22 protein-coding genes, 1 pseudogene and 1 riboswitch are annotated in these 25,532 nt (G+C 53.1%); of the genes and pseudogenes, 17 read left to right on the forward strand and 6 right to left on the reverse strand.

The window, feature by feature from the left end:
- The first annotated feature begins 11 nt into the window (after nt 1-11).
- The 5 genes from AC0IXH_RS23805 to AC0IXH_RS23825 all read left to right on the forward strand — a co-directional run bounded on the left by AC0IXH_RS23805 (nt 12) and on the right by AC0IXH_RS23825 (nt 5,744).
- Nucleotides 12-1,067 (forward strand): thioredoxin fold domain-containing protein, encoded by a 1,056-nt coding sequence (locus tag AC0IXH_RS23805; protein WP_471721195.1) that lies wholly within the window; start codon nt 12-14, stop codon nt 1,065-1,067.
- Nucleotides 1,054-3,246 carry an F-type conjugative transfer protein TrbC gene (trbC, locus tag AC0IXH_RS23810; protein ID WP_471721196.1) on the forward strand — a complete coding sequence of 731 codons (2,193 nt, stop codon included), beginning with the start codon at nt 1,054-1,056 and terminating at the stop codon, nt 3,244-3,246. The genes AC0IXH_RS23805 and trbC overlap by 14 nt, the downstream gene beginning before the upstream one ends.
- 226 nt (nt 3,247-3,472) lie before the next feature.
- Nucleotides 3,473-4,006, forward strand: a complete 534-nt coding sequence (locus AC0IXH_RS23815; RefSeq protein WP_471721197.1) for a phospholipase D family nuclease — start codon at nt 3,473-3,475, stop codon at nt 4,004-4,006.
- A 140-nt stretch (nt 4,007-4,146) separates the two neighbouring features.
- Nucleotides 4,147-4,401 carry a replication regulatory protein RepA gene (locus AC0IXH_RS23820; protein WP_471721198.1) on the forward strand — a complete coding sequence of 85 codons (255 nt, stop codon included), beginning with the start codon at nt 4,147-4,149 and terminating at the stop codon, nt 4,399-4,401.
- A gap of 275 nt (nt 4,402-4,676) precedes the next feature.
- Nucleotides 4,677-5,744 carry a Replication protein gene (locus tag AC0IXH_RS23825; protein ID WP_471721199.1) on the forward strand — a complete coding sequence of 356 codons (1,068 nt, stop codon included), beginning with the start codon at nt 4,677-4,679 and terminating at the stop codon, nt 5,742-5,744.
- Between the two features lie 1,176 nt (nt 5,745-6,920).
- Here AC0IXH_RS23825 and AC0IXH_RS23830 read toward each other — a convergent pair.
- Both AC0IXH_RS23830 and AC0IXH_RS23835 read right to left on the reverse strand, forming a co-directional pair.
- Entirely contained in the window at nt 6,921-7,541 is a 621-nt protein-coding gene (locus AC0IXH_RS23830; RefSeq protein ID WP_471721200.1) for a hypothetical protein, read from the reverse strand.
- Between the two features lie 169 nt (nt 7,542-7,710).
- A complete protein-coding gene (locus AC0IXH_RS23835; protein WP_471721201.1) occupies nt 7,711-8,391 on the reverse strand; it encodes an SOS response-associated peptidase family protein in 681 nt (226 codons plus the stop codon).
- 54 nt (nt 8,392-8,445) lie between these two features.
- Here AC0IXH_RS23835 and AC0IXH_RS23840 point away from each other — a divergent pair, with 54 nt between their 5' ends.
- Entirely contained in the window at nt 8,446-8,691 is a 246-nt protein-coding gene (locus AC0IXH_RS23840) for a DNA polymerase III subunit theta (protein WP_471721202.1), read from the forward strand.
- Nucleotides 8,692-8,925: 234 nt separating this feature from the next.
- Nucleotides 8,926-9,666, forward strand: a complete 741-nt coding sequence (locus AC0IXH_RS23845) for a hypothetical protein (RefSeq protein ID WP_471721203.1) — start codon at nt 8,926-8,928, stop codon at nt 9,664-9,666.
- Nucleotides 9,667-9,964: 298 nt separating this feature from the next.
- Here the strand turns inward: AC0IXH_RS23845 and AC0IXH_RS23850 are convergent, their stop codons facing one another.
- A complete protein-coding gene (locus tag AC0IXH_RS23850) occupies nt 9,965-14,092 on the reverse strand; it encodes an esterase/lipase family protein (RefSeq protein WP_471721204.1) in 4,128 nt (1,375 codons plus the stop codon).
- Nucleotides 14,093-14,708: 616 nt separating this feature from the next.
- On the opposite strand from AC0IXH_RS23850, the gene AC0IXH_RS23855 reads away from it, so the two are divergent.
- The 4 genes from AC0IXH_RS23855 (at nt 14,709) to AC0IXH_RS23870 (ending at nt 17,254) form a co-directional block, all read left to right on the forward strand.
- On the forward strand, nt 14,709-15,020 hold the full coding sequence (locus AC0IXH_RS23855) for a hypothetical protein (RefSeq protein WP_471721205.1): 312 nt from the start codon (nt 14,709-14,711) through the stop codon (nt 15,018-15,020).
- A gap of 297 nt (nt 15,021-15,317) precedes the next feature.
- Complete coding sequence (locus AC0IXH_RS23860) at nt 15,318-15,629, forward strand: hypothetical protein (RefSeq protein WP_471721206.1); 312 nt, start codon at nt 15,318-15,320, stop codon at nt 15,627-15,629.
- Nucleotides 15,630-15,710: 81 nt separating this feature from the next.
- Nucleotides 15,711-16,478, forward strand: a complete 768-nt coding sequence (locus tag AC0IXH_RS23865; protein WP_471721207.1) for a hypothetical protein — start codon at nt 15,711-15,713, stop codon at nt 16,476-16,478.
- A complete protein-coding gene (locus tag AC0IXH_RS23870) occupies nt 16,475-17,254 on the forward strand; it encodes a site-specific integrase (RefSeq protein ID WP_471721208.1) in 780 nt (259 codons plus the stop codon). Before AC0IXH_RS23865 ends, AC0IXH_RS23870 begins: the two co-directional genes overlap by 4 nt.
- A 142-nt stretch (nt 17,255-17,396) precedes the next feature.
- On the opposite strand, the gene AC0IXH_RS23875 is transcribed toward AC0IXH_RS23870, so the two are convergent.
- From AC0IXH_RS23875 to umuC, 3 genes and pseudogenes are all read right to left on the reverse strand, one after another.
- Nucleotides 17,397-17,693: a hypothetical protein gene (locus AC0IXH_RS23875; RefSeq protein WP_151038885.1), complete on the reverse strand. Its 297-nt coding sequence runs from the start codon at nt 17,691-17,693 to the stop codon at nt 17,397-17,399.
- On the reverse strand, nt 17,690-18,316 hold the full coding sequence (locus tag AC0IXH_RS23880; protein WP_151038884.1) for a ParA family plasmid-partitioning AAA ATPase: 627 nt from the start codon (nt 18,314-18,316) through the stop codon (nt 17,690-17,692). The genes AC0IXH_RS23875 and AC0IXH_RS23880 overlap by 4 nt, the downstream gene beginning before the upstream one ends.
- Nucleotides 18,317-18,483: 167 nt before the next feature.
- A pseudogene (gene umuC / locus AC0IXH_RS23885) lies at nt 18,484-19,527 on the reverse strand (translesion error-prone DNA polymerase V subunit UmuC); the annotation flags it as partial.
- Nucleotides 19,528-19,770: 243 nt separating this feature from the next.
- Between umuC and AC0IXH_RS23890 the strand changes: the two are divergent.
- From AC0IXH_RS23890 to eno, 6 genes are all read left to right on the forward strand, one after another.
- Nucleotides 19,771-20,769, forward strand: a complete 999-nt coding sequence (locus tag AC0IXH_RS23890; protein WP_013199815.1) for a YncE family protein — start codon at nt 19,771-19,773, stop codon at nt 20,767-20,769.
- A 150-nt stretch (nt 20,770-20,919) separates the two neighbouring features.
- Nucleotides 20,920-22,080: a TDT family transporter gene (locus AC0IXH_RS23895; protein WP_010260819.1), complete on the forward strand. Its 1,161-nt coding sequence runs from the start codon at nt 20,920-20,922 to the stop codon at nt 22,078-22,080.
- A complete protein-coding gene (locus AC0IXH_RS23900) occupies nt 22,077-22,676 on the forward strand; it encodes a uracil-DNA glycosylase (protein ID WP_010260817.1) in 600 nt (199 codons plus the stop codon). The genes AC0IXH_RS23895 and AC0IXH_RS23900 overlap by 4 nt, the downstream gene beginning before the upstream one ends.
- 49 nt (nt 22,677-22,725) lie before the next feature.
- A riboswitch (Fluoride riboswitch) is annotated at nt 22,726-22,795 on the forward strand.
- Between the two features lie 78 nt (nt 22,796-22,873).
- Nucleotides 22,874-23,782 (forward strand): DHHA2 domain-containing protein, encoded by a 909-nt coding sequence (locus AC0IXH_RS23905; protein ID WP_010260815.1) that lies wholly within the window; start codon nt 22,874-22,876, stop codon nt 23,780-23,782.
- Nucleotides 23,779-24,204: a universal stress protein gene (locus AC0IXH_RS23910; protein ID WP_010260813.1), complete on the forward strand. Its 426-nt coding sequence runs from the start codon at nt 23,779-23,781 to the stop codon at nt 24,202-24,204. Before AC0IXH_RS23905 ends, AC0IXH_RS23910 begins: the two co-directional genes overlap by 4 nt.
- A 15-nt stretch (nt 24,205-24,219) precedes the next feature.
- Nucleotides 24,220-25,509, forward strand: coding sequence for a phosphopyruvate hydratase (eno, locus tag AC0IXH_RS23915; protein WP_010260810.1), 1,290 nt, complete (start codon nt 24,220-24,222; stop codon nt 25,507-25,509).
- Nucleotides 25,510-25,532 lie beyond the last annotated feature (23 nt).

Genomic DNA, 25,532 nt, shown 5'->3' on the forward strand with positions numbered 1-25,532 from the left:
TACAGGACAAAATGATGAATATTTCAAGCAATAATGGCCTGTTTGAGGCCGAAGTTACCGCCGGACTACTGAGTGTCCGCCGGGCCAACCTGCCACTTTTCACCTGCCGCACGTCAGCACAGCCCTGGTTTGTGGTGCACAGCGACGGCCTGTACGCGCAGAACGCGCACGATGCCCTGACGCCACTGTACCGGGGCGAAGACGCCGGAGAGCTGCTCCGCTGCATTACCGGGGTCCTGACTGAGCATGCTTCTGAGGCGGAGAAAAAACGGACATTAAAAAGTCAGGTGATGACGTGGGGGCTGCCTGCCGGGATGTTGCTGCTGAGCATCATGCTGCTTGTGCGCGCACCTGCCGTGCCTTTTGCCGGCGATGTGACGAGCCCCGACGGACATGCGCGTCTGCTTCAGGACCCTTCTCTTCAGCCCGCACTCCGTCCGCCGGCCGTTCACCTGGCTCCCGCCTCACCCGTTCCTGAGGTGACACCGGCGGTTCAGGAAAACAGGCCGGCGGCCCAACCCGCAGATGGCTGGAGCCTGCCGTTAAGTGCCCGGGAAGGATTGCCGGCCAGACTGCAGAAGGCCGCCTCACGCGGGCTCTTTACCGTGCCGCTTTCATCCGGGCACGCCCGCACGCTGTATGTTTTCGCCGATCCGGACTGCCCCAACTGCCAGCGCATGGAACGTCACTTTGAATCCGCGGCGGGCCTGGTGAACGTGGTCATTTTCCCGGTCACCATCGAGGGCGGAGATGCGTCACTGAAGGCGCTGACGCCGGTGATGGCACTGGATGAGTCAGTTCGTGCCTCAGCCTGGAAACAGCTGTTTGCCGCCGATGCCGGCATCAGTGTTCCGGGCGGACAGCCGGTGCCGGTCGTGACAGATGAAACGCTGGCCGAAACGGCCCGTGGAGCCATTGGCGTCAACGAAGTTGCTTTCCGTGCCTACCGTCTGCCCGGCACCCCCTGGACCATTTCTGATGACGGCCGCTATGTACCGCAGGCCGTGCTGAGTTCGCCGGCCGCGCTGATGGCCTTTCTGAACGGAGAACGCCATGACGGACAGTAACAACGCCATCGATCGCACGCGCGTCAGCCGGCATGTAGGCCGCTCGTGGCTGGCGGATACGCTGGCTGAAACCGGCACGCTGGCCATGGGGATGGTGGCGGCCGTTACGGCTGGCATTGTGTGGCCCTCCACACTGCTGCTGAGCCTGCCCGTGCTGCTGTTCTGGTCACTCATTGTGGCGCCCGCCGGACGCTGGAAGATGCCAATGCGCATGCCGGCCGATATGAACCGCGACGACCCGTCTACCGACCGTCAAGTACCCGCAAAGGTGCTGGGCTTCCTGCCTGTGGCCACCGTGCGCATTCACACGGGACGGGCTGCAGGTATTCTGTATGCCGGCTACCTGCGCGGAAAGGATGCGGGACGTGAGCTATGGCTGTCGATGGATGACCTGTGCCGCCACGTGCTGATGTTCGGTACCACCGGTGCGGGTAAAACAGAAACGCTGCTGGGCTGGGTGTTCAACGCGCTGTGCTGGGGTAAAGGGCTCATCTACTCCGACTTTAAAGCCCAGAACGACGTGGCACTTGCCGTGGCTTCGCTGGTCCGGCGGTTTGGGCGCGAAGACGATCTGCGCATCATGAACTTCATCAACGGGGGCCGGTCGCGTGCGCAGGAGCTGCTGGAAGACGTTAAGGGGCGGCCGCAGACCAACACCACCAACGCTTTCAGTCTTGCGCAGGAGTCCTACATCACCAATCTGATGGATTCCATGCTGCCCAAAACCGGCAGCTCCGGCGGGGACTGGCAGGAGAAGGCGCGATCGATGAACCAGGCGCTGATTGCCGCACTGGTTTACAAATGCCGGCGCGAGGGCACCGTGATGTCGCAGCGCACCATCCAGTCGCACCTGCCGCTGCGCAAAATCGCCGGCCTTTATGTACAGGCGGTCGAGGAGCAGTGGCATGAAGATATACGTTTCGTGCTGGAGAACTACCTCAGCACGCTGGCCGGCTTTGACATGGACAAGGTGGCCACCCCGTCTGAATGGGACCCGGAGGCCAACCGCCAGCATGGCTACCTGATGCAGCAGTTCACGCGCATGCTGAGTCTGTTCAACGACACTTATGGGCATGTGTTTGCGAAGGATGCCGGCGATATCGATCTGCGCGACGTGGTGCATAACGACCGCATCCTGGTTGTGCTGGTGCCGGCGCTGGAAATATCCGGCAACGAGGCGTCGACTCTCGGGCGTCTTTACCAGTCCCAGCTGGCCATGATTATCAGCCAGGATCTCGGCGAGAAGCTGGAAGGGCGTCCGCAGGACAACATGAAGGTACGTAAATTTAAGGACCGTTTCCCGTTCCTGTGGATCAATGATGAAATCGGGGCGGGCTATACGGAGAAAGTGGGCGAGCTGGCCACACAGGTGCGGTCGCTGGGCATCTGCCTGCTGCTGGCCGGTCAGGAGGTGCAGCGCCTTAAGACGGCTGCGGGTGACGCGGTCTGGACGCTGATTGCGAACATGGGCACACGCATCACCGGCAAAATTATGGACCCGAAGGATACGCTGGAAATCCTGCAACTGATGGCCGGCAATGAGTACCGTGCTGAGATGAGTGCGATGGTGCAGCAGGGCGGACTTCTGGGCGGTGGGTGGAGTGACGACTCCCGCGTGCAGGTACGCGAGCAGAAGAAGGTGGATGTCGAGGAAGTCCAGTCCCTGATGGAGGGTGAGAACGTCACCCTGTTCGGGGGGAAGGTTGTGCGCGGCAGCTCGCTGTATATCAGCGACGCGGACAAGTTCACCAAAGAAGAAGTGCGGATCAACCGTTTTGTTGAGGTGATGCCGCCTTCAGAGGCCCGTTTGCTGGCCGCGACACCTTTCAGGAAGCGCCGCAGTTACGTTCGCGCCGATCGGGTACAACGCATCCTGCAGGTGCTGGATGAAGCGCCTGGCGCACAGGATACCAGCAAGCTGGTACTAACCGATCCGGCACTTGCAGCAGTTTGTGAGTTCAGCCTCGAATGTGAGTTCAGCTGGAAGCGTTCGCCTTCAGCGGCCGTGCGCTCGGCGGTGCTGTGGCACATGGTGCTGCAAAGTCTGCCGGCGCGGGGGCGGGGTTACCGCTCCAGGCTACGCGTGCCGCGCCTGATGGGCGCAGGTCGCGAAGCTATCGATAAAGCGACACAGAACCACGTGACGCTGATGCCTGAAAAGGCCTCCGCGTTCCGCTGACGCGTGTACGGAAGATAAGGGAGCCATCCGTACTAAAGTTCAGTCTTATCATGTCGATAGTATGATTATGACTGCTTTAACGTATGCCACTCAGTTACGCCCTAATACCTCTCGTTCTTTCCCGTCAATAATGACCTTGAGGGCCAAGCCGGCCCTCTCTTTTTCCTCTGCGAAACACATCTCTCACTTGAGGCCGGCCACGACCGGTTCAATCCAGGAACACAACATGAAATTAACCTTTGCAGCGATCGCCATGGCGGCCTCGCTGAGCTTCAGCGTGTGCGCATCATCCGCAACGCCTTCCATTGACGTCGGATTTTCGCCTGAAGGCAGTGCGGAGCAACTGGTCATCCAGACCCTGGACAACGCGCACGAGAGTATCCGGCTGATGGGTTACAGCTTCACCTCACCCGAAGTCGTAAAGTCGCTGGTCGCAGCGAAGCGGCGGGGCGTGGACGTCATGGTGGTGGTGGATGAAAAGGGCAACCGTAACAAAGCCAGCCAGGCCGCGATGAACGTGGTGGTGAACGCCGGCATCCCGCTGCGCACTAACGGTCAGTACAAAATCATGCACGACAAGGTGATCATCACGGACGGCCAGAACGTTGAGGCCGGCTCGTTTAACTACTCGCGCAGCGCAGCAGAGTCGAACTCCGAGAACGCGCTGGTCGTTCGTGGCGTGCCGGCGCTGGCGCAGACCTATCTGGCGCACTGGCAGTCACGCTGGGATGGTGGTTCTGACTGGCGATCGTCTTACTGACCTGTTCTTCAAAATTCTCAATGTGGGTGTGGTTCGCGCGCCAACGCAGATCACACACCTGTATAAAGTTAAGTCGCTGATTTGATAGATCTGTAGTATTCTCTGAAAAATTCGTTCTGAATTTAGTGGAGGAGGCAGAGATGTCGCAATCAGCTAACGCAGTCACTTCCTCAACAAGGCCCAAGCGCCCTTATCGTAGAGGTAATCCGCTAAGCGCGTCTGAAAAACAACAGGCTGCTGTGGCCAGAAAAAAGTTAACTCATAAAGAAGTTAAAATTTTTGTACGCAACCCGATCAAAGACAGGCTTTTGGTTGAGTGTGATAAAGAAGGCATGACGCAGGCTGAATATATTGAACGTCTTTTAGAACAAGCGTTTGAATGCAGCGATAAGTAATGGTATTACTTTCTTGTCGTATGCCGAATGAAGTGATAGATTGCAAACCGTAAAGAATTTTGGCGGGCCACGCCGCAAGGTGGCAGGAGACTGGTACTGACAGGTTACTGAAGGCCAGAAAAAAGAAAACCCCGAGAATCTTCGCTAAGTTTGGCGACTGGAGAAGATTAACGGGGCCCACTGAATCTGCATAGAAGCTGTTGCTCTATGCGGGGAGTATAGATTTATGCCTTTAAAAGGTCAACTCCTACTGTGCAACATACGCGCAGCGAGCTGTGTCTGAGCACATCATTCCGATTTCTCCGCGCGGAGCTGCTACAGCATCCGCCGGTGTATACCGTCCTTCCCGTCGCGGCTTAGCTAACAGTCAGCGCAAAGGTCAGGCGAAAACACATCGCAATCATCAGCCTGAATTCCAGGGGAAAACGCCGCGCGGCATGGCATCCAAAGTTGTCGCCTGCATCCGTAATCATGACTGGTGCCGCAATACCGATCTGATTGAGCTGCGTAAGACCGGCTACACCCCGTATTCCCGTATGTTCGACCGCACCTTTAAGCCTAAGCCTATGCGCGTTACGGCCCGTTCAGAAAGCCGTGAGGCTCTGAGCGCACTGTCGCTGGTGCTGGCTGCAAACTGTGACTACAGCCCTGACAGCGAATACATGTTTGAAATCATGCTCCCGGCCGAAGATATCGCCCGTCGTATGGGGGTACTTCACGTCTACGAAAGCGGCCGTAAGGCCTATGACGTGGCGCTTAATGCTCTGAGAGTTCTTGAGCAGCTGGACTATGTTGTTGTCCACCGCGATCGGGACACCGATTCTGGCCAGAACAAGCCGATGCGTATCTTCCTGACTGAAACCTTCTTTACCTCCCGCGGCATGTCCGTGGAGAATATCCGCGAGTGGCTGCACAAATACCGCCAGTGGGCGGTCGCTTCAGGCGTGGCCGAATCGATGCGAGACAAGTACGCCCGTCACCAGCTCAAGATGGCCCGTATGGGTATAAATATCGACAGCCACCACTCCCTGAAGAACCGCCTCAAGCAGATAAAGCGCTGGGTGGTCAGCCCTGACCTGCGTGCAGAGAAACAGCGCGTTACCTCCGACATCGAGCGCGCGCTCGACGGACACGCTGACAAGCTGAGACACTTGCGCCCGCGCACCGGCTCCGATCGTTATCAGAATGCCTGGCGTCGTTATACTGCCGGCGGAGAACTGACGATGGTTATGCAGATGAAGCTTGAAAAGGACGTCAGGGCTGAATTCCCGCAGCTGCAGGTGACCGACGCCGAGAAGTATTTCCGGCTGCTGCTTGAGCGTGCCGGCGTACCGCTGTCCTGATCAACTCTGCCCCCTGACTTACCCTTCACACCTCCGCGATTTTCGCGCGTCTTATGCTGGCACTTTCCGGTCTCCGGGTGCCCGGCAGGATGACCCCTGCGCGCAATATGGCCAAAACCCGCCCCGCAGCCCTCATCTGCAGTTAATTCCCTCCGCCCGTGCAGCAAAATACCCCGCCAGATCCCTTCAGGTATCAGTTAACTTCGAAACCTCTGTGTTACGGCACAAATACTGCCAGTTAACTTCGAAACCTATCTCTTTGATTCTGTTAATTTCGAACGTTACTTCTGAACAAAACATGCTTTCTAAAGAAAGAGTATCCGGAGCCCGCTACGCAGGGCATCTGGATAGCTCCCTTCGCTTTGCTCAGGGCAAATCCTGCAGCTGCTTCATCAGCAAAACCATACGCCGTAAAAAGAAAAAGTAGCACCACGGCCAAGCCGTGGCAGAACTCACCTCACGTACCCGGCAAACGCGTCTCAGGGACCCAGAGCAAAAGCCGGATGCAGCTTCAGATAACGCTCAGCCCCACTGAAAAGCCGCCCCGCCCCGGGCCAGGAGCCCGGAACAGATTGGCTTTATAATGGGTGTGGTAACTAAACAACTAAATCGCTTCAGACGTAATGCTGGGACTTCTGTGTACACGCACGTAAGCGCCATAGGCGCTAACGCGGAGATACGCCCGGTCTGCGACCGGACCACTCCGACAGCGTACAAAAGGCTTCTTAGTCGCTGATAGCGGGTCTAGCTTTGTAGGGCAGGGGGGTGGATTGGTGGAACCTATCAAGGCAGGGCGGCTGCGCCGCGCTACCGGCGACCCTTAACTTAAGCACCATGAATAACATTGTTTGTCGCCTTCATGCGCTACGCGCATAAGATCCAAACCAGTGCTTGCAAGCATGACTATGCTTGCCTATTGTTTCACCTGTCGTTGTCAGAAAGGAATTACAAATGATTAATCCTGTTCTACACAGGTACCTATGGCTCATGTTTGCCACGGTGATGTTTGGCGGGGGTTTAGTGTGGGTGTTAATCGACTTTAAATTCTTTTCGTAGGATAGCCAGCGAGTGATCCCGATTGAGCCCCACCGGTTGGGCTTTTTTCATATCGGATATTTTAGCCGTTAAACCCTTATACCCAACCTTGACGGAGCAGTGATGGGGGGCACAATATTTCTAAACTTCAATAGTGATCCTGCTACTGCCTTTTATTATGTGCGGTGAGAATACAGCCAGGAAACGACATCGTTTAAACCCCCCGCTTTCATCAGGCGCGTAGCCTGATAATCCGTTATAACCCATAGTTGCTGCCGTTTTAAGTATATGGCCGGTTACTTCACGGGAAAGATTAAGGATAAAGTCGTCATACACCTGTTTAACCGGTTTATTAACTTCTTCAGCCTCGCGGCTTACCTGCTGATGAATTTTGTGTTCAAAGGCAGGTGCAGACACCGAAATACGGAGAATTTCGCCTGTATTCCAGCCTTTATGCCAGAACTCCTGATTACAGTTATTTGAATGTTTAAGGAGGTGATGACTGGCCACTTCCAGCCTCAGCCTCTCTGACGATGCCCAGTCATTAGCAGCATCCAGAATATCTCCATCCCTTTTGATATACACAGGGGTGATGACTGATCCACTGCGTGCAGCTGCCGCCGGGGTGTCATAAAGAAACAGAGCGTCAGCAGATTTCAACAGGCGAGAGGGATCTGCGGACCGAAAAAAGGGAAGTTTATTGGCCAGCCGGCGTTCGGCACCATGGAACCAGAACCGGTTAGTAGGGAGATCAGGATTCATAGTCACCTTTGCTGTTATCAACCGATCGGAACGCTACCCGTGAGATGTGAACAGACTCATATCAAATCTTATAAGGCGTCATATTTTGCGGAAGTATATAAACTTAAGCAATCGGGCGTGAAAGAAAACATTTACTCCATACAGCATCTGCATATCAGCAGCAAAACATTCAATTATCATCATCGTCAACCGGCAGAATCAGCTCTTTACCCTGATTGTGTATATTACCCACTTTTTTGCTGACCGGATGCCAGGAAAAGTCCTTGTCCGGAACAGCTGCGTCATGAGCAATTTCTTCAGCACGCTGATGCGTGGTACCTGCGCTGAGCCATTCACGAACGGCGTCAGCCGTAATGACTAGCGGACGTCGATCGTGGATATCCACCATGCCCTGGTTACTCGATGAGGTAACGATGACAAAGCCTTCTTTATCGTGGTCCTGACCGAACGGCTGCTTACCGATCGCAGCAAAGAACAAAGGCTGCTTTTCACGGTGATAGATGTAATAAGGCTGTTTTTTACCGTCGTCCTTTTTCCATTCAAACCACCCATCAGCCGGCACGATTGCTCGGCCATGGTTCCAGAGCGGTTTAAACATGCGCCCGCTCGCGGCTGTTTCCCCGCGGGCATTGATTAGCGGCTGCTTGTCCCACCATTCCGGACCATACCCCCAGTAAACCGGATCGAGGCGAAATTCATCATCGCGTTGGTTGAGTAACAGCACCCTGGTACCGGGGGCAACGTTGTACCGCCCGACAGGTTCCGGATCGAATGTAATTTCATCTGTTTTCAGGCCGATTGATTCAAAATAGTCATCACGGCTGCTGTACTGCGCAAAACGTCCGCACATAGACTCCTCCTGCTATAAGCATAGCGGGGTATACTTAAGTCAGGAGGATTTCACATGTGTCAAAATTTAGCAGCCAGAAGTAGAGAAGAACGTGACAGGATTAATGTTCATCTGGCCGCCTCAGGAGTTGCAAACAAGGAGCGGTTAAATCAGCCTGTAATTCCGCAGCAAATTGAAATGCAGCAGCCCGAAGCGCTGCGTAGCTATTATCGGGAACGTCTGCAGTATTACAGGAACATGTCCAGCCAGTTTCCCCGGGGGAGCGATCCTGTTTACCAGAAAGAGCGAAAAAGCAACTAACTGGCTAAACAGGACTTTCTGTCAGGATGTGATGAATGTGCCTGTGTAAGACCATTTTTTTATTTCTTTTTTGATGAGGTAAATGATTCCAGTACGGTGCCGAACATGAAGACGCCGATGGTAAAGAAAGCTATCGTGGCAGTTGTGCCTAAAGCTTCGGTTAGCTGGTTCCTTTCAATCCTGTGTTGTGTATTGTACTGTATAATAGATATTTAATTTTTTAGAGAAATAATTATGGGATATACATTTTGGTTTGATAAATTAGATAACCGCGCAATTCTTGAACCTCACAAGTTCTATGTCTTACAGGCACGCCAGCGACTACTCTCTCAATTTAATGATATCACGCGCGAGGCTGATGAGGCGGAACAGGCACATTATGTAATGTTGGGCCAGTATTTTGACCCAGAGCGAGATGACCCGGCTGATTCGGCGGAAGCTGCATTTAATGAAGGCATCTCACATTATATAGCCCTGCATGATATGCATAACACCATAACATTGGCCTTGACCGCTGGCATGTTCCATCAGTTTGATAAAGCCTTGCGTCAAAAGATGGTAAGAGAGTTTAGTCACTGGCAACCGGCTGCAATAGACAGCTTGATCTGGAATGTTGAGTTTCCGCTGCTGATTGAACTACTGGAATGGGCTGGAGTACAAATCACGGATAAACCATTTTATGGAAAGTTGAATGCATGCCAGTTGTTGGTAAATGTTTATAAGCATGGGAAAGGCAGGTCTCATAACGATTTGGTGAGTAAATTCCCCGAGTATTACCCATCAGCATATCCAAAATTAAGAGGGCATACTGGCCCGAGACCTGAGGAGCTGAAGATAAGTGAAGCGCAGTTTGTCGAAATTGCAGATGCAATAACAGACTTCTGGCAAAACTTCCCTGAATTTACCAAAGAGTCGGACAAAGGCATTCAGCCACAATGGTTCGCCAATAGGCTAAAACGCTTCACGCGTTCGTAATAAACGCAGCGTAGGCTTTCGTCCCATTGGACCTCACCCCTCGATAAGGTATGAGTAATCGCCTGTACTGCTGACGCTGAGGCACTTCTGAGTCCGAAACCGAACGATTACTCACAGTATTTAGACAAGGTGTCCGAAAGTATGCAAATCCATTATCGGACACCTTGCCCATTCTTTACATCCGTTCCGGTCAGGGGTGCGCTCATTGGAACAAAATCACCCGTTAAGCTTAGAATGCTTAACGTAGGATTCCCCCCCTATTTCTAGCTGCCCCCTATAAAGGCAATGGGTTTTCTTATTATTCAAACCGTTCATCTTTTTTACGAAATCTTTCCCGTTCACTTTCTTTTTCTCGTGAAATTCTTATGTCAAACTGAGCCAGTAAGCGATTGGCTGCTAGGGAAATTTTTGGACGTTTTGAAGACTGTAACTCAACCAGCAGTGGGCGTTGTTCTTCCATCGTTACAGACCCATACTCGGACAACATTTTCGGGCCAAAATTATGCACCATTTCTTCCAGAACTGCCTCAACGTTGTTGCATTTATCAAGCATCGCAATAGATAGCTCCGACCAGGAGTATTTCCCGTCAGTTAGAATCCAAGGTACCAAAAGTTCTGCAAGGCATTTGAATCGCATATCTGCATCAGTTATACCCCAGGCTAAAACGGTATTAATGTCTAATTCATTAGCCTGTAACTGATTACTGTAAAATATAAAATGGATAGCCTGAAATATATTATTATCAATTTTTCCTGCTTCGGGTGAAAGTAAATTTAACAAGAAGTATAATTTTCTAGCAACGACTATTCTAAGAATGCCATGCAATTCGAAATGATATGATCCGTAATAGTCATGGCAGAATAATATAGTTTCTATTAAATCGGTAAACTCCTGATCTGAGGCGTTATGAAAAACTCTTTCGGCAAGAGATTTGAGATGATACGACATGTAATCGGCCATGGGATTTATTTCTTGACGCAACAACAAGTTGATTATTTGCCGTGAGTAATTCATGATTTCTTCTGAGGGAAGATATTCTGTATTTGAATTGTAATTTATTCTCATATCAAGCACGTCAAGCACGCATTCATATCCATTCTTACGGGCTTGCAATGCAGTTAATATTTCAATAATAATGTTGTCATTTATTGAGTTATTACATAGACTATATTGCAATCTTGAATAGTCTGATGCGTCTATAGAGTCGTTATGTAAATGCTCTATAATTCGGTCAGTCGCTTTTTTGTCCAGAGGAATAGAGAGTTGTAATGTAGGAAATATATCGATAGTTAGGGGGCTCCGTAAATAATCATCAAGCAAACGATTAACTAAAGGTTTATCCGTTTTTGATATTCCTTTGAGGGCTCCAAGCATAAATGGTGTTGTTTTTCTGTTTACGCCGTAAGTATTAATTATTCCATTAATTTTTTCAGTAAAACCTTTTTTGTCTACAATTGTACTTCCAATTTTTTCTGCAAAAACCTCCATTCGCCCGGTATTCCCAGATTCGGTCAGACATCTTTTAATAATTGGATCTATAAGATCTTGCTGCTCCGTTAACAGTTCGTCAGCTAATCTTATAACGGCTTCCGATGCAACCTCGGAACCGTGCTTTATGGTCTGTCCTTGTTCATTTTTTTCATTCAGCCCATGAAATCCATGTTCGTTAGAAAATAAAAACAACTCAATTTTTCTTTCAAATGTATCAGGTCTGGCTGCAGCTTCCAGTTCTTTAAGTTTTTCTAAAGCCTCAAGAGGCAGGCGTTCAGAGTCATATCTCAAAGCTGTTGAGGCCGCATTCCATATAGTGGCCGACGTCTTGTTATTTAGATGATATTTTAATATATCGAATAGATCCTGCCTAACTGAATCAATCTTAAGCATCCATAATCCGCGCAGGCTGGAAGTTAAGAGGGTGACAATGTCTAATTGCCAGTCAGGACGTGCCTGAATGATTTTTTTGAGATTGTCTAATACGGTGCAATACCACGTTTCATAATCCTCATGAGACTGTGGTCGATAACCGTAATCCCTGATTTTATTACCAAAGTCAAAACCTAACAAAGATGTAAAATGCCCACTCTTGAGAATGTTTCTAATCATACTGCTAGTTATGTCACGCCGTTCATTTTCAATATGATCATTTATAAACTTTATTCTTTGATCAATTGTTGCATGAGTTCCAGAAAGGTGAATAAAAAATAGGCTGCTAAGTATGCTTAGTATGGAGTTAGTTTTCTCCCCCTCTTTTTCGCTCAGCGCGAATAAAAAAAGTAAGGATGCACAATCGTAAAAATATTTACTTTCATAAGCCAGAGAACGAAGCAGGCGGGTAATGGTGATAAATGCCGGATTATCTCTTGTACAGAACTTAACGTCTTTTTCAGCCATTCGGAAGAGTAAGGATAAAGTTTCTGATGGGCCAATCGGAGCTATATTCGATATTAGAGTAAAGCTATGGGAGTAATCGGAAGGCTTTACAAGCGCCGATTCTGAAATATACAACTCAAAGACCCCACCAGGTGCTAAAAGGCTTGCCACATATGAACGCGCTTCCTCTGAGTCGCTTAAGAATCCCAGTCGACGCGTTAATGAGCTGAACATGCGCGGTGTCATCCGTGGATTAATTTGAGCAGCTATTTTCCCGGTGGGAATATTTTCTAATGCCCGATGGGCTAGCCAGTTAGCCACCGGATGCGGAAGAATAGCCATCCATATACTTCGGGTCTGAGCCAGTCCCCTGCGTTTAAGTTCCTTCGCGTCGCGATGTAGCTCCTCAAAGCTCAGCCCGGATATCCTGCTCAGGCATTCGAGCTCTTCGCTATCACCTTCTTCACCTTCTAGCTGAAAAGAGTAGATAAGAGAAAGGACCTCTGCACTTTCCTGAAGTCGTGCATCTGTTGCATGCCTCTGGTTGAAAAGCCTACTGAAAAGTTCCGTATCTTTGAGGCGTGAAATATCGTCATCTCTGCCCACTGCAGACGCCAGGGCTATTGCAACTCTTGCATTTCCGCCGGAAAAGCCTGCGATTTTATCGACGCTGTTTAATCCAATTTCCGGGTAATTGATTTTAATTAGCGCAGTAATAAGTTCCTGTGAACTTGCTTCCATTGTGATGATGTCAGTATTATTTGTAACGTCTTCCCGGATATCGTATTCAATAGTCAGCAGGCTGACACGCCCGGAACCTTTGCTTAACTGATCGGTGAGCGTTTTGTGCAGTTCCCAAGCACAGTTATCAATTATGAGGATTGCCCTCGTATCAGTGCTGATTAGCTTTTCCATAAGGGCTGAGGGAGTTGGGGTAGGAGAAAATGCGGTATCGGTGTAAAAAACAGAGTCCTGAGAAAGCGGATTGTGTCCTGTACCTGCCTCAAAAAGTGCCTGCGCAAACCGCGTTTTTCCGACGCCCGACAGCCCGACCAGCCTTACTGAAGTGCGCGCGACAGCGAGCCGGTTTCTCACTGAGTCAATTATCTCCGTGGCGCCTTTTTTTTCGCCGGACTTCATACTCCCATCTGAAAATTTTATCTTTTCATCGATGATATAGGTGCCGTCGCCATTAAGGCTCGTCCACTTACCATAGCCTGTCCAGCCGCTGTTAAACTTTCCCGCGTTCGCCCTCAGCCACAATGTCTGAGGATCAGCTTTTTGCTCAAGAACAAAATGCGCGATCTGTTCATAGACCTCATCCTCACGGTCATCAGGTTTACAGATACTGCGATGATCTTTATCTACCATTTTTAAGCGAGTACTGAGGCCAGCATCAGCACTGTCAGGTTTAACGATCCAGCCTTTGAAACCTGTTTTTTTTCCTTCTCCCAGGCTCAGACTTGAAACACAAGTTTGACGTTCCCATTCCCGGAACCACGCGTTAAGCTCTCTTAAATCAGGGTTGTTCCGGTAAAGATATTGTGTTGCAGCAGACGGGCTCCATTTAAGCAAGCCCATTGCCAGCCTAACCGGCAGCCAATTACCCATCGTGGACAGGTCTGAACCCAGGTGCGGAGTGCCGATGAATCCAACGCCTGTTATTCTTGATATCAGATTATCAGCAGCTCTAATGATATGTTTCTGGTCTTCTGCCAGCCTGATTAGCTGTTTGATTATCAGCCCCCCCATGCTGTGGCCAATAAAGATTATTTGGCCATCATTAATCTCTTTCTTTATAAATATGCTTTCGGAAATATTTGCTGCGCGGTCCTTAAAGGCCATTGTGTCATTAATGAAAAAAGTGACATTCGATTCATATTCAACAGACCAGATGCATAAGTCCTCTTCATTATCTGTCAGCCACTGCGGCCAGAATACTTTATCCTGCCCCCCGCCCATCCAGGTTGTTCTGAAGTTTCCGCCTAACCCGTGAATAAAGATGACATGCTTACCAGCCGATTTATTCCCGGCCATATGATGAATTTTTGACATTCAGTTCCCTCTCAGTTGCCACATTTAGTTGCATCCGAATGATTTTGTCTGCATCAGTCACCCGATGAAGGCGGCATATTCATATATGCCTTAGGATTTCGTACAGAACATTACAGGCGGCGACAAACGTCAGCACGCTTCCTCTGACGGGAAATGCCCCAAAAAGCCACCAGATGTTTTCTTTTGTTACTGCAGTAATACCATGCTAGCCCGCAAAGTTTTTTTTCTCACCTTTTTTTACAGGATCCGGAAAGTGGAAGAAGCGGATCTTGACTGGTCAGTGGCGGCTTTTTGCGCAGGGTGCTACATGTAGTGGGTTGGTCAGCTGGTTAAGGCACTACATGAGGGATACGTCAGGGAAAGGCCGGACGGAAACGGGCGCCCTGAGCGGGCGAAACCGCGTGCCATGCTTCCGGAAACTGCCTAATATGGAATAAAGCGGATCTGGCTGGGGTGGGGTTACGGTAATTGCATAAGATTTCTATATCGTTGCTCATTATCAGTCAGGTTATTATTTTCTCACGGTTAGATCATCATGAGAGACAGTCAGGTTCGTGAAACGGGTGATTTCGGGGCGGGACTATTTCATTTTAACTACTCACATATTAGGAAATTCATGAGTACTCTGATCCCTTTACATGACGTCTTGTTAGAACTGGAAAATGTCGGCCATACAGAACTGTGGATGGCGTCTCCACGAGGAAAAAATTGTTTCGAGGTAAATCCACTGGCTCAGAGCCAATGGTACCTGCCGAACATCATCACTCGCGATGGACGAACAGTAGCGCACAGAGAAATGCATCCTAATGACTGGCTGCTTTCCGGTGACTGGCAAAACATCCATTGTCGACCCGGCGCAGCGGCACCTTACGATGCTGAATTCTTAGGGGCCGATTGGCGGTTCAATCTGATCGGTCTGGGCAAATGATTGTCGCCGGGATTAAGTAGAAATGGAGTGATGGATGATGACTCAGTCAGATAACCTTGTCACTGCTACGATGGGCGCTGTTTGGCACCCATTGGCCATACATGTGATTAATCAGGATCCCGGGAGCTGGGGCATCGTGGCCACCGGGCAGATCATGATCACCGCTAACGGTGGCCGGATGATTAACGCCACGGCATGTCTTGACAGGCACAGGAGCTGGTTTGCGGTGAAGGGATCTGCTCCTCAGGCTCAATAATATGCTGGCGGTATTTCTCAACGATTTAAGGGAAGATGAATATGGGAATGTTTGATACGGTCACGTTCCGCTACCGGATGCCGGATGGTGAAACAGAACCGGAATACCAGACCAAAGATCTGGACTGTGAGTGTGCGTTTTACGAGATCTCCGCCGGGGGCCGCCTGCTCCGATGGACGGATGACGCCGGTGAACTTACCGAGACAGGATTTGACGGGGGCATCACCGTGTGTGCCCGTCAGTGCTATCACCTGTACTTTAATCAGGGGCAGCTGGAATGCATCGAGGTATGTTCCCAGGGCGACAAGCGCTGGCCGTTTGAGCCTGAACGTTTTATGGCAGAACAGGGCTGACGGGATTTGTCATCAGGCACTGAACAGAACTATGAACAGATTTGATTTTAATGAGCTGACGTTTCAGCAGAGGAACCACTGATGCAGGCAGGGCAGACAGCTGACGGCGTGGCGGCAGCTTTATCGCACCCGGTCACCGTTCAGGTGATTAACCAGGGCCCGGGGATCTGGGGGAACGTGGCAACAGGTCTGATTACTGCCGGAGCAGCGATTGCGGCGGTGATGCTTACGCACCGGTTTACCCTGAAACGGGAGAGACAGGCGTCAGAAGATAAGCTGCAGCGGGAACGGTATTTCATCGCCACGGAGCTGGTTTTTCTTCTGGAACGGTTTTCACAACGGTGCGTGCTTTCTGCATGGGAGTCAGGATATAACGATGAAGAAGATGGCCATATCCGGACTGACTACTCTCTTCCTGAAATAGACTACTCCCGCATCACCGGCGACTGGCGCTCACTTCCTCCCCAACTTATGTACCGACTGAGTCAGGTCCCTGTTCTGCAGGAGGAAGCACGCAAGTCGATTGCTTCAGCATTTGACAATGACAACCCTTATGACGGCGATGAGGGCCTGCACGAGCTAAACAGGCAGTCCTGCCGGCTTGGCCTGCGTACCATACGCATTACGCGAGATCTGAGGCGCCTCTGCGCCATGCCGGACGACAATCTTTCCGCTCATCCCTGGTCTGCCTGGCGGGCTCTCGCAACAAGGCGTGCATGGGTCATTGATGCTGAACTGCGGCATGCCCGTAGCCACCACAAAACTATGATCTCAATTCGCCAGCTGGTTCCCCACGCCGGTCCGGCGGATGCGACACTTCCGGACGGTAAAGAAGGTGTTTCATCATGACCGGTCTCATTTCATATGGGTACGCCACGCCGCCTGCGCAGCTTCCCGTTGCCATCGATTATCCCACCGCGCTGGCGTTACGTCAGATGGCTGCACAGCACGGCGAGTACCCGCAGTACCTGCTGGCACCGGAGGTCAGCGCCCTGCTCCATTACGTGCCGGATCTGCACCGCAAACTGCTGTTCACTACGCTGTGGAATACCGGCGCGCGTATCAACGAAGCGCTGGCGCTGACAAGGGGGGATTTCAGCCTGGCACCGCCCTACCCTTACGTGCAGCTGGCCACGCTGAAACAGCGGGCTGAAAAGGCCGGACGCGGGCCGGGCCGGACACCATCAGGCACCGTGCCGCACCGCCTGGTACCGCTGTCCGATCCGCAGTACGTGGCCCAGCTGGAGATGATGACCGCCACCCTGAAGATACCGCTTGAGCGGCGCAATCCGGATACCGGCCGCACGGAAAAGGTCAGGCTCTGGACCGTAGCCGACCGGACGGTGCGCACCTGGCTGAATGAGGCGGTTGAGGCTGCTGCCAGTGACGGGGTCACCTTCTCCGTGCCGGTGACCCCGCACACCTTCCGGCACAGCTACGCTATGCACATGCTTTATGCGGGAATTCCGCTGAAGGCGCTGCAGAGCCTGATGGGGCACAAAAGCATGAAGTCTACCGAGGTCTACACGAAGGTGTTTGCACTGGACGTGGCAGCCCGGCATAGGGTGCAGTTTCAGATGTCCGGACCTGATGCCGTGGCTTTGCTGAAGCGGAACGAGATATAGCTTAATACATTATCTTGCCATCTTAATATCTTCATAAGATAGCAAGATAGCAAGATAGCAAGATAGCAAGATAGCAAGATAGCAAGATAGCAAGATAGCAAGATAGCAAGATAGCAAGATAGCAAGATAGCAAGATATTAGCTTATTGCATTTTTGCTTTTTGAATCAGACTTGAACGCTCATCCAGACTGAGACTTTCGAAAGCCATAACAGCCGCTCTGACCACGTCAGAACGATTTACACGGAGTCCAGAGTTATTCATCTCTTCACGTATAGTGTTATCAATCGATCTCAAATTCTCGTCAGCAAAGGAAATGCTGACTGGCTTCGCTTTACTTTTAGGTTTAGTGATTTTATCAGCCATCACTGTTAGTCCGGCAGTGCCTCCATTTATGAATGCACTGTCATCCTTTGGCGGGGTATTTGCTCTATTTCTCACAGGATCAACTCCTTAACCAGCGCAGAAATTTCTTCCTGAGCTTTATCATTTTGTGTTTCATAAATCGTTAAGGATTCTGCCCAGGCATCTCGGTGAGCCTTACGGTCGCATATACGTGACTGAGCTAACTGCATCTGAGGATAATCAGCCAACACTTCAGCTGCCTGGTGAGCCTCATTCACGAACATGTTTGTCGGCGCCATATTGAGGACCAAGAACCCCCTAACATTTTCATTAAAGTCCTTAGCTGCGGCGAAGACTTCACAAGTATGTGGTACGACATCCAAATCCATCTGAGAAGGTCTTAGTGGCGAGATAAAAACATCAGCAGACATCAATCCGCTGCGCATCTCTGCGCTGTCACGACCTGCACAGTCAGCTATCACATAATCATATGATTTAGCATGTTCTTTCAGCATAGCCTTGATATTTCCAGTCCCGCCGGTAACCGGAATATGAGGGAGTGATTCTGGGCGGTTGTTGTACCAAGTCAATACCGACTTCTGATCATCTGCATCGACGATAATGACCGACTTACCATGCGACTTAAGGCATGATGCAATCGACACAGCTAAAGTACTTTTTCCAACACCGCCCTTCTGGCTTCCCAAAACGATAATCATAATAACCTCACATGATAATAAGATATGCTCTTATCATATAATTATATTGTTATCTTAACAAGATAATTTAATCAGCTTTACCATCTGATTTTAATGTCTTTAATAAAATAACATCTTAATAAGATATGATTTTCATCATCATTTTTTAGAAACTCTTTCCCGCTTGTTCAGAGCACCCTTGCTACTGGAATATCGTCCCAGCGGGTTGTCCAGGCTGGCGAAAGCATCGCTCTCTTCATTTTCCATTCATTATCCACACCCTGACGCGCAAACCACAGGTTCCCCAGCCCGGACTGATTGATACCGTCCAGCACCTTCATCAGCTGGGCACTGTTCGCCCGGGGCTGACCGTCATCAAACAGGTTGAGCTGGCTGACGCCGTTCGGGGTGAAGTCATCGAGCATGATACCGGCCGTCATGTAACGGCGCCCTTCCAGCCAGATGCGGTCAAGCGAACGCATGGCCACCCCGATGATGTCACGGGTGTCCTGGGTGGGCAGCGAGAGCTTTTCGCCGGCGCTGTTGCCGTAAAACACTTCGCCCTGAGCATGCGGGGAGGTGCGGATAAACACGCCGATGTGCCGGCAGAACTGGCGTTCTTTCCTGAGCTTTTCAGCCGCGCGCGTGGCGTACTGGCATAACGCCTCCTGCATCGCTGTTTTTGAGGTAATGCGCTCGCCAAAGGAGCGGCTGGAGACGATTTGCTGCTTTGTCGGTGGCATCTCCTCCAGGGGGATACACGATTCGCCGTTGAGCTCACGGACGGTGCGTTCCAGAACGACGCTGAAGTTTTTACGGATGAGGGCAGGGGATGCGTTGGCCAGCTGAAGCGCATTTTCAATGCCCATCAGGTTCAGGCGCTTGCCGATGCGTCTGCCCACGCCCCAGATTTCCTGCACCGGTTGATTTTGCAGCAGGGTGGACGTACGCTTTTGATTACCCGGAATTAAGGCTAGTACACCACGGAACTGTTTCCATTCCTTACTTGCCCACTGGGCTGATTTTGCAAGAGTTTTTGTCGGCCCCATGCCGACGCCCACGGTCAGCCCGGTTGTGGCCAGCACGTGCAAACGCAGGCGCCGGCCAAAGTGCTCAAAGTCTTCACAGCCATCAATGCCGGTCAGGTCCAGGAACATTTCGTCGATCGAGTATTGCTCGACCCGCGGCGTCATTTCTTCCAAAGCAGTCATCACACGTTGCGACATACTATGGTTTATGTGGAATGCAATTTAAACAAAAAAATAAGTTACCATTCCTCTGAAGTTTATTTTCTGAACAGGAATTATTCAGCCTTGAACCACTTCGGTATGCTTACTGGCAGGGAGGAAAGTTGACGGGTGGTAAGACATAGCCGGAAAATCGATTTCCCCGCCGGGATTTAATCTGCCACGCTTATTCTGAAGCCCTCAATCGGGCAATGCGCTTTTATCTTTCACTTTATGCAGGAAGAAATAATGATAAAAAATTACAGAATCCCGGGACTGACCGCGGTGGCATTTCTCCTCATAAGTACCATCGCAGGTGCTGCAGAAGCGCGCTGGACGTTTGACGGCGATATCCACAACAATTCCCTTGCTGTCAGTCCCGATGAAAAAACGGCGGTGGCGTCCTACAGTGAGCGCTCAGACGTGGTGGTCTATGATCTGGCTGCCGGGAAAGTCAGAAAGGTGATGAAGGGCTACGTCACCCCCCGTAATGCACTTTTCTCTCCGGACGGTAAGGCCATATTTCTTTCTGACAGCAGTCTCGGCGTAGTCAAAAAAATCAGCACCGGGACGCTTGACGTGGCGGCCACGCTGCCGCTGGGGCCCGGGGCATTCGGCACGGCCATAAGTCGTGACGGTCAGCGACTGTATGTGAATAACGAGGCCGCCAGCACGCTCTCGGTGTATGACCTTACACATGACCGGCCCATTGCAGTTGTGACGGGTTTTGCCCAGCCCCGTCAGGGCATTAAAATCAGCCCGGACGGCAAAACCGTCTACGTCACCAACTTTAAGGGCGATAAAATTACCCTGGTTGATGCCGTGACGGGCGACATTCGCGGCGAGATAACCGGCTTCAGCAAGCTGCGCGCCATTTCTGTCAGCGCAGACGGCCGCACACTGTACGCGGCTAACAGCGGCAGCAACACAATCGCCGTGGTTGACACGCAAAAGCACGTCATTACGGCAACCATTCCCGTGGGTCAGGACCCTTACGGTGCCGCGCTGACGCCGGATAACCGCTATGTTTACAGCGGCAACCTTGGCGACAACAGCCTCTCCGTTATTGATACCGCCGCCGGTAAGGTGGTGTCCACCGTCACCGGACTGGATGCGCCCCGTCAGGCGATTGTCTTCAACAAGGACGGTACCCGCGCGTGGGTGCTGAATAAAGACCTCAGCATTGCGGTGGTTGACCTGAAAAAGAACCGTGTCATGGCCACGATTAAAAGCCCGCCGCAGACCTGACGCGAAACCTCCCTTACTCCAGCGCAGTGACGATCCTTCGCAAAGTGGGGTGGTTAATCACTTTTATAGATTTATTTTAGCTAAATAACCTGTTTTAAAGATTTACTCTGACATGCCTATAATCTTTCTGTCTACTCAGGAGATTCCGGCATGAACGATAAAATATTCACCCTGCATAACGGTGCGCGTCCGCTGAGCGCGCTGAGCAGCCCGAAAGAGGCCATACGACAGTTCACGCCTAACTGGTTCGCCGCGACCATGGGGACCGGCATCCTGTCGCTGTCTCTGGCGCAGTTCCCCTGGCAGGTTCCGGGATTGCGCCTTGTCGCCGAGGGGCTCTGGATGTTTAACATCCTCCTGTTCAGCGTCTTTGCCGTGATGTATCTGGCCCGCTGGGTGATGTACTTCGGAGAGGCAAAGCGCATTTTCGGCCATTCAACCGTGTCCATGTTCTTCGGCACCATCCCGATGGGCATGGCGACCATCATCAATGGCCTGCTGGCGTTCGGTCTTCCGCGCTGGGGCGCAGACGTTATTCAGGTGGCACACGCCCTGTGGTGGCTGGACGTGGCGATGTCGCTGCTGTGCGGCGTGTGCATTCCCTACATGATGTTTACCCGGCAGCAGCACAGTATTGACCAGATGACTGCCGTCTGGTTACTGCCGGTCGTGGCAGCCGAGGTCGCGGCGGTCAGCGGCGGCCTGCTGGCGCCGCACATTGCTGCCCCACACGCGCAGCTCGGCATCATTATTACCAGCTACGTGCTGTGGGCGTACTCCGTGCCGGTGGCGCTGAGCATCCTCGCCATTCTGCTGCTGCGTATGGCGCTGCACAAGCTACCGCACGAAAGCATGGCGGCCTCAAGCTGGCTGGCGCTGGGTCCGATTGGCACCGGCTCGCTCGGCATGCTGGTCATCGGCGGAGATGCGCCCGGGGTGTTTGCCGCGGCGGGCATGCCGGAAATCGGTCACATCGCGCAGGGCGTGGGGTTCGTTGCCGGCATTCTCTTCTGGGGCTGCGGCCTGTGGTGGATGCTGCTGGCCACGCTGATAACCGTGCGATACTTCCGTGAAGGCATCCCGTTCAACCTTGGATGGTGGGGCTTTACCTTCCCGCTGGGCGTGTACACCGTGGCCACGCTCAAGCTGTCTACCCTGATTGACCTCGCATTCTTTAAAGGCTTCGGTGCGCTTCTTGTCGTCATACTGGCGGCCATGTGGCTGCTTGTCGCGGTGAAAACAGTGCGTGGGGCATGGAGCGGTAAACTGTTTGTTTCTCCCTGTCTGGCAGGCCTGGATCGGAAGCCGTGAGTGAAACCAGCACATCGATGCAGGACTCGTTTTTACGCGAGGAATGCCTCGCGGCAGTCACCGCGCCGCATGTGGCCGCGCTGAATCGCTGGGTCAGCGGCCAGCGTCAGGCCGGTGCAGAACTGCCGTGGTTTGATCCGGCTGACGGCGGGGTTAGGGCCGGACTGCTCGTCCTGCTGCAGTCGCCGGCGCGCAGCAGCCCGTCACCGCGGTTTGTGTCGCGTGATAACCCGGGGCCGGCCCAGCAGAACCTTGGGCGGTTTCTGGCGGAAGCCGGTATTTCGCGTCAGGACAGCGTGCTGTGGAATACGGTGCCCTGGGTCAGTCACGGGCTGCAGAAACGGCCGTCAGCGGCGGACATCCGCAGAGGCTGCGCCTTGCTTGAGGACGTGCTGGCGTATCTGCCCGCGCTGCGCGTGGTGGTGCTGGCCGGTGCCGTAGCGGCTCAGGCCCGCGGGACGGTCAATCATCTGTACCCCGGCGTCCCCGTGTTGACGATGCCGCACCCCAGTCCGCTTTCGCTCTGCACGAGTCCGGCGGTGACGGAAAACATTCGCCGGGTACTCTGCGAGGCACGGGCTGCGCTGGCAGGCTGAGGGCGCCAGCAGAATAATACTGACAGGTTTTGCAACCGGCTCTATACTCATATGACAAGGTGATGGCGTTCCACCTTTCCCAACCGCTCCGTTCCGGAGCTGATGACGCCTGATGCGACTCTTGATTTTCAGGAGGTGCGTCAGGCCGTCCTTACTTTCTTCCCGGCCTGCGTACTTCCCTCTTCGGGGAGAGACCTGTGATACACGTTTTTGGCCACATCAATCCTGACAGCGACGCCATCTGCACGGCCTTCGTCACCGCGCACTGGCTGACCGGGCGCGGCATGGACGCCCGCGCATGGCGTCTTGGCGAAGCTAACCGCGAAACCCATTTTATCTTTGACACCGCCGGACTCACGCTGCCGCCACGGCTTGATATTCCGCTACAGGATGAACGGGTCTGGCTGGTCGATTTCACCGAGCCGGCGCAGGGACCTGACGACCTGCTCCGGAGCAACATCGTGGGGATCACTGACCACCACCGGCTGGGCGGACTGATAACGCAACTGCCGCCGGAGGTACACATACGCCCGCTTGGCAGCAGCGCCACGCTGCTGTGGCTGCTTATGAACGCTGAAGCGCGACGCACGCTGCCCCCGACGCTTGCCATTCTTCTGCTGGGTGCACTCCTGAGCGACACCGTGAATCTTCGCTCGCCCACCACGACCGAAGACGATATCCGTTCGGCTACCGAGCTGGGCGTACTGTCCGGCGTAAACCGCAGAGCCTTCGCCCGTGACCTCCTTACGGCAAAAACTGACGTCAGCGGCCTCAGCGCACAGCTGCTGCTGGACAGGGACCTCAAGGCCTTCGTCATTGCCGGCACTGACGTGCGCATCGCCCAGATTGAGGTCAGCTCCCCGTCACAGGTTGCCACCGTGATGGACGACCTGCTCGCTGCCCTGGCGTATCTGGCAGACCAGTCGGGTGCTGGTTTGGCGGTGCTGATGCTGACCGACATCCGGGCCGGGTTTTCAACGCTTTATTTCGCCGGGCGGGAGAGCGTTAACGCGGCCTCCTGCTCCGTACCGGGTATGCTCAGCCGCAAAAAACAGCTTCTGCCGTGGCTTGAGTCCCGCCTCAACCAGAACGGGAGTTCATTATGACCTGCTACACCCATGCATTGATACTTGTGAACGATAAAGACGACGGCACCCTCCTGCTGAAGCGGGCGGTCGCGCTGGCGCAGCCGCTCGGCATGAAAATCACCCTGGCCCACATCAGCGACGACTACCGGGAAATGAACTACGTGTCCGACAGCCTGATGGACGACGTCGTGTCGGAAGAGGTGCTGAAATCCAAAGCGTTTATGAGCGAGCTGGCGGCCTCCGTGCCTGAGACGGTAGACATGCGGGAGCTGGTGACCATGCGCCGCTTTGAGGACGTGGAGAAGTGCATCGCTGAGCTGGGCGTGGACCTCGTGCTTGCCGGGCACCGAAACCGCTTTATGGGAATGCTGACGTCCCGCTCGGCGGAATACATTAACCACCTCACGGTGGATGTGCTTATCACTCACCTGAATGACTGAACCGGGAGAAACTCTATGCGCTTTACACTGGATAACGTGACCGCCCGTGAAATTCTTGACTCTCGCGGCAACCCCACCGTTGAAGTCGAAGCCCGGACCGTGGACGGAATGATGGCGCGGGCCTCGGTGCCTTCCGGGGCCAGCACCGGCTCGCGCGAGGCCGCTGAGCGCCGCGACGGCGACGTACACCGTTTTGGCGGTAAAGGCGTACTGGATGCTGTCAGGACGGTTAATACGGAAATCTGCGAAGCCTTGCGCGGCAGGGACGTGCGCGAGCAGCGTCAGCTGGATAACATCATGCTGGCGCTGGACGGTACGCAGAGCAAGAGTCGGCTGGGTGCCAATGCCATTCTGGGCGTGTCGCTGGCGGTTGCCCGGCTGGCGGCACAGGCCTCGCACGAGCCGCTCTGGCGCTACCTGGGGGGCCTGCAGGCGAACCTGCTGCCCGTACCGTGCATGAACATTATCAACGGCGGCGTGCACGCCCGCGGTCAGGGCGCGGACTTTCAGGAGTTCATGATAGCGCCACACGGGGCACCCACGCTGCGCGAGGCCGTGCGTCAGGGCAGCGAGGTCTACCAGGCGCTGCGCCAGATCCTGCTGGACAAGAACCTGTCCGCGGCAGTCGGCGACGAAGGCGGTTTTGCGCCCGCCGTATCGTCGAACCGCGACCCGCTGGCGTTTATCGTGCAGGCCATTGAGAAGGCGGGGTACAGGCCCGGAGAAGACATCAGCATCTGCATGGACCCTGCCTCAAGTGAGTTTTTCGCAGACGGAAAATATCATCTGCGCACGGAGGGCAGTGCGCTGAGCGCGGCGGAAATGACGGCGTACTACGGCGAGCTGATGGACCAGTTTCCCGTCATTCTGCTGGAAGACGGCCTGGCAGAAGATGACTGGTCGGGCTGGAAGCATCTGCACCAGCAGCTTGCGGGCAGGGCCGAGCTGGTTGGTGACGACCTGTTTGTCACCAACGTGAAGTACATCCAGCGCGGCATTGACGAAAACCTCGCCAGCGCCGCATTGATTAAACTCAATCAGATAGGCTCGCTTAGCGAAACGCTGGACGCCGTGGCGCTCTGCCAGCGGCACGGGTGGGGCGCGTTCATGTCCCACCGCAGTGGGGAAACGACGGACACATTTCTTGCCGACCTCACGGTAGCCCTGCGCGCGGGACACCTGAAAACCGGTGCGCCGTGCCGCGGCGAACGCGTGGAAAAGTACAACCAGCTGATGCGCATTGAGCAGGCGCTGGGTGAGGACGCTCACTATGCGGGGCTTCATGCGTTTGTGCGCCGCACGTAACAGATCCACCGGACGGCCAGCGG

This window comes from Erwinia sp. AC075, from assembly GCF_979253995.1.

Excerpts from the sequence above, each read along its gene's own strand:
- AC0IXH_RS23850 (WP_471721204.1), bottom strand. The coding sequence starts at position 14,092 with ATGTCAAAAATTCATCATATGGCCGGGAATAAATCGGCTGGTAAGCAT.
- AC0IXH_RS23895 (WP_010260819.1), top strand. The coding sequence starts at position 20,920 with ATGAACGATAAAATATTCACCCTGCATAACGGTGCGCGTCCGCTGAGC.
- AC0IXH_RS23845 (WP_471721203.1), top strand. The coding sequence starts at position 8,926 with ATGGGATATACATTTTGGTTTGATAAATTAGATAACCGCGCAATTCTT.
- AC0IXH_RS23880 (WP_151038884.1), bottom strand. The coding sequence starts at position 18,316 with ATGATTATCGTTTTGGGAAGCCAGAAGGGCGGTGTTGGAAAAAGTACT.
- AC0IXH_RS23830 (WP_471721200.1), bottom strand. The coding sequence starts at position 7,541 with ATGAATCCTGATCTCCCTACTAACCGGTTCTGGTTCCATGGTGCCGAA.
- AC0IXH_RS23820 (WP_471721198.1), top strand. The coding sequence starts at position 4,147 with ATGTCGCAATCAGCTAACGCAGTCACTTCCTCAACAAGGCCCAAGCGC.
- AC0IXH_RS23855 (WP_471721205.1), top strand. The coding sequence starts at position 14,709 with ATGAGTACTCTGATCCCTTTACATGACGTCTTGTTAGAACTGGAAAAT.
- trbC (WP_471721196.1), top strand. The coding sequence starts at position 1,054 with ATGACGGACAGTAACAACGCCATCGATCGCACGCGCGTCAGCCGGCAT.
- AC0IXH_RS23835 (WP_471721201.1), bottom strand. The coding sequence starts at position 8,391 with ATGTGCGGACGTTTTGCGCAGTACAGCAGCCGTGATGACTATTTTGAA.
- AC0IXH_RS23860 (WP_471721206.1), top strand. The coding sequence starts at position 15,318 with ATGGGAATGTTTGATACGGTCACGTTCCGCTACCGGATGCCGGATGGT.
- AC0IXH_RS23910 (WP_010260813.1), top strand. The coding sequence starts at position 23,779 with ATGACCTGCTACACCCATGCATTGATACTTGTGAACGATAAAGACGAC.
- AC0IXH_RS23805 (WP_471721195.1), top strand. The coding sequence starts at position 12 with ATGATGAATATTTCAAGCAATAATGGCCTGTTTGAGGCCGAAGTTACC.
- AC0IXH_RS23865 (WP_471721207.1), top strand. The coding sequence starts at position 15,711 with ATGCAGGCAGGGCAGACAGCTGACGGCGTGGCGGCAGCTTTATCGCAC.
- AC0IXH_RS23815 (WP_471721197.1), top strand. The coding sequence starts at position 3,473 with ATGAAATTAACCTTTGCAGCGATCGCCATGGCGGCCTCGCTGAGCTTC.
- AC0IXH_RS23840 (WP_471721202.1), top strand. The coding sequence starts at position 8,446 with ATGTGTCAAAATTTAGCAGCCAGAAGTAGAGAAGAACGTGACAGGATT.
- eno (WP_010260810.1), top strand. The coding sequence starts at position 24,220 with ATGCGCTTTACACTGGATAACGTGACCGCCCGTGAAATTCTTGACTCT.
- AC0IXH_RS23890 (WP_013199815.1), top strand. The coding sequence starts at position 19,771 with ATGATAAAAAATTACAGAATCCCGGGACTGACCGCGGTGGCATTTCTC.
- AC0IXH_RS23870 (WP_471721208.1), top strand. The coding sequence starts at position 16,475 with ATGACCGGTCTCATTTCATATGGGTACGCCACGCCGCCTGCGCAGCTT.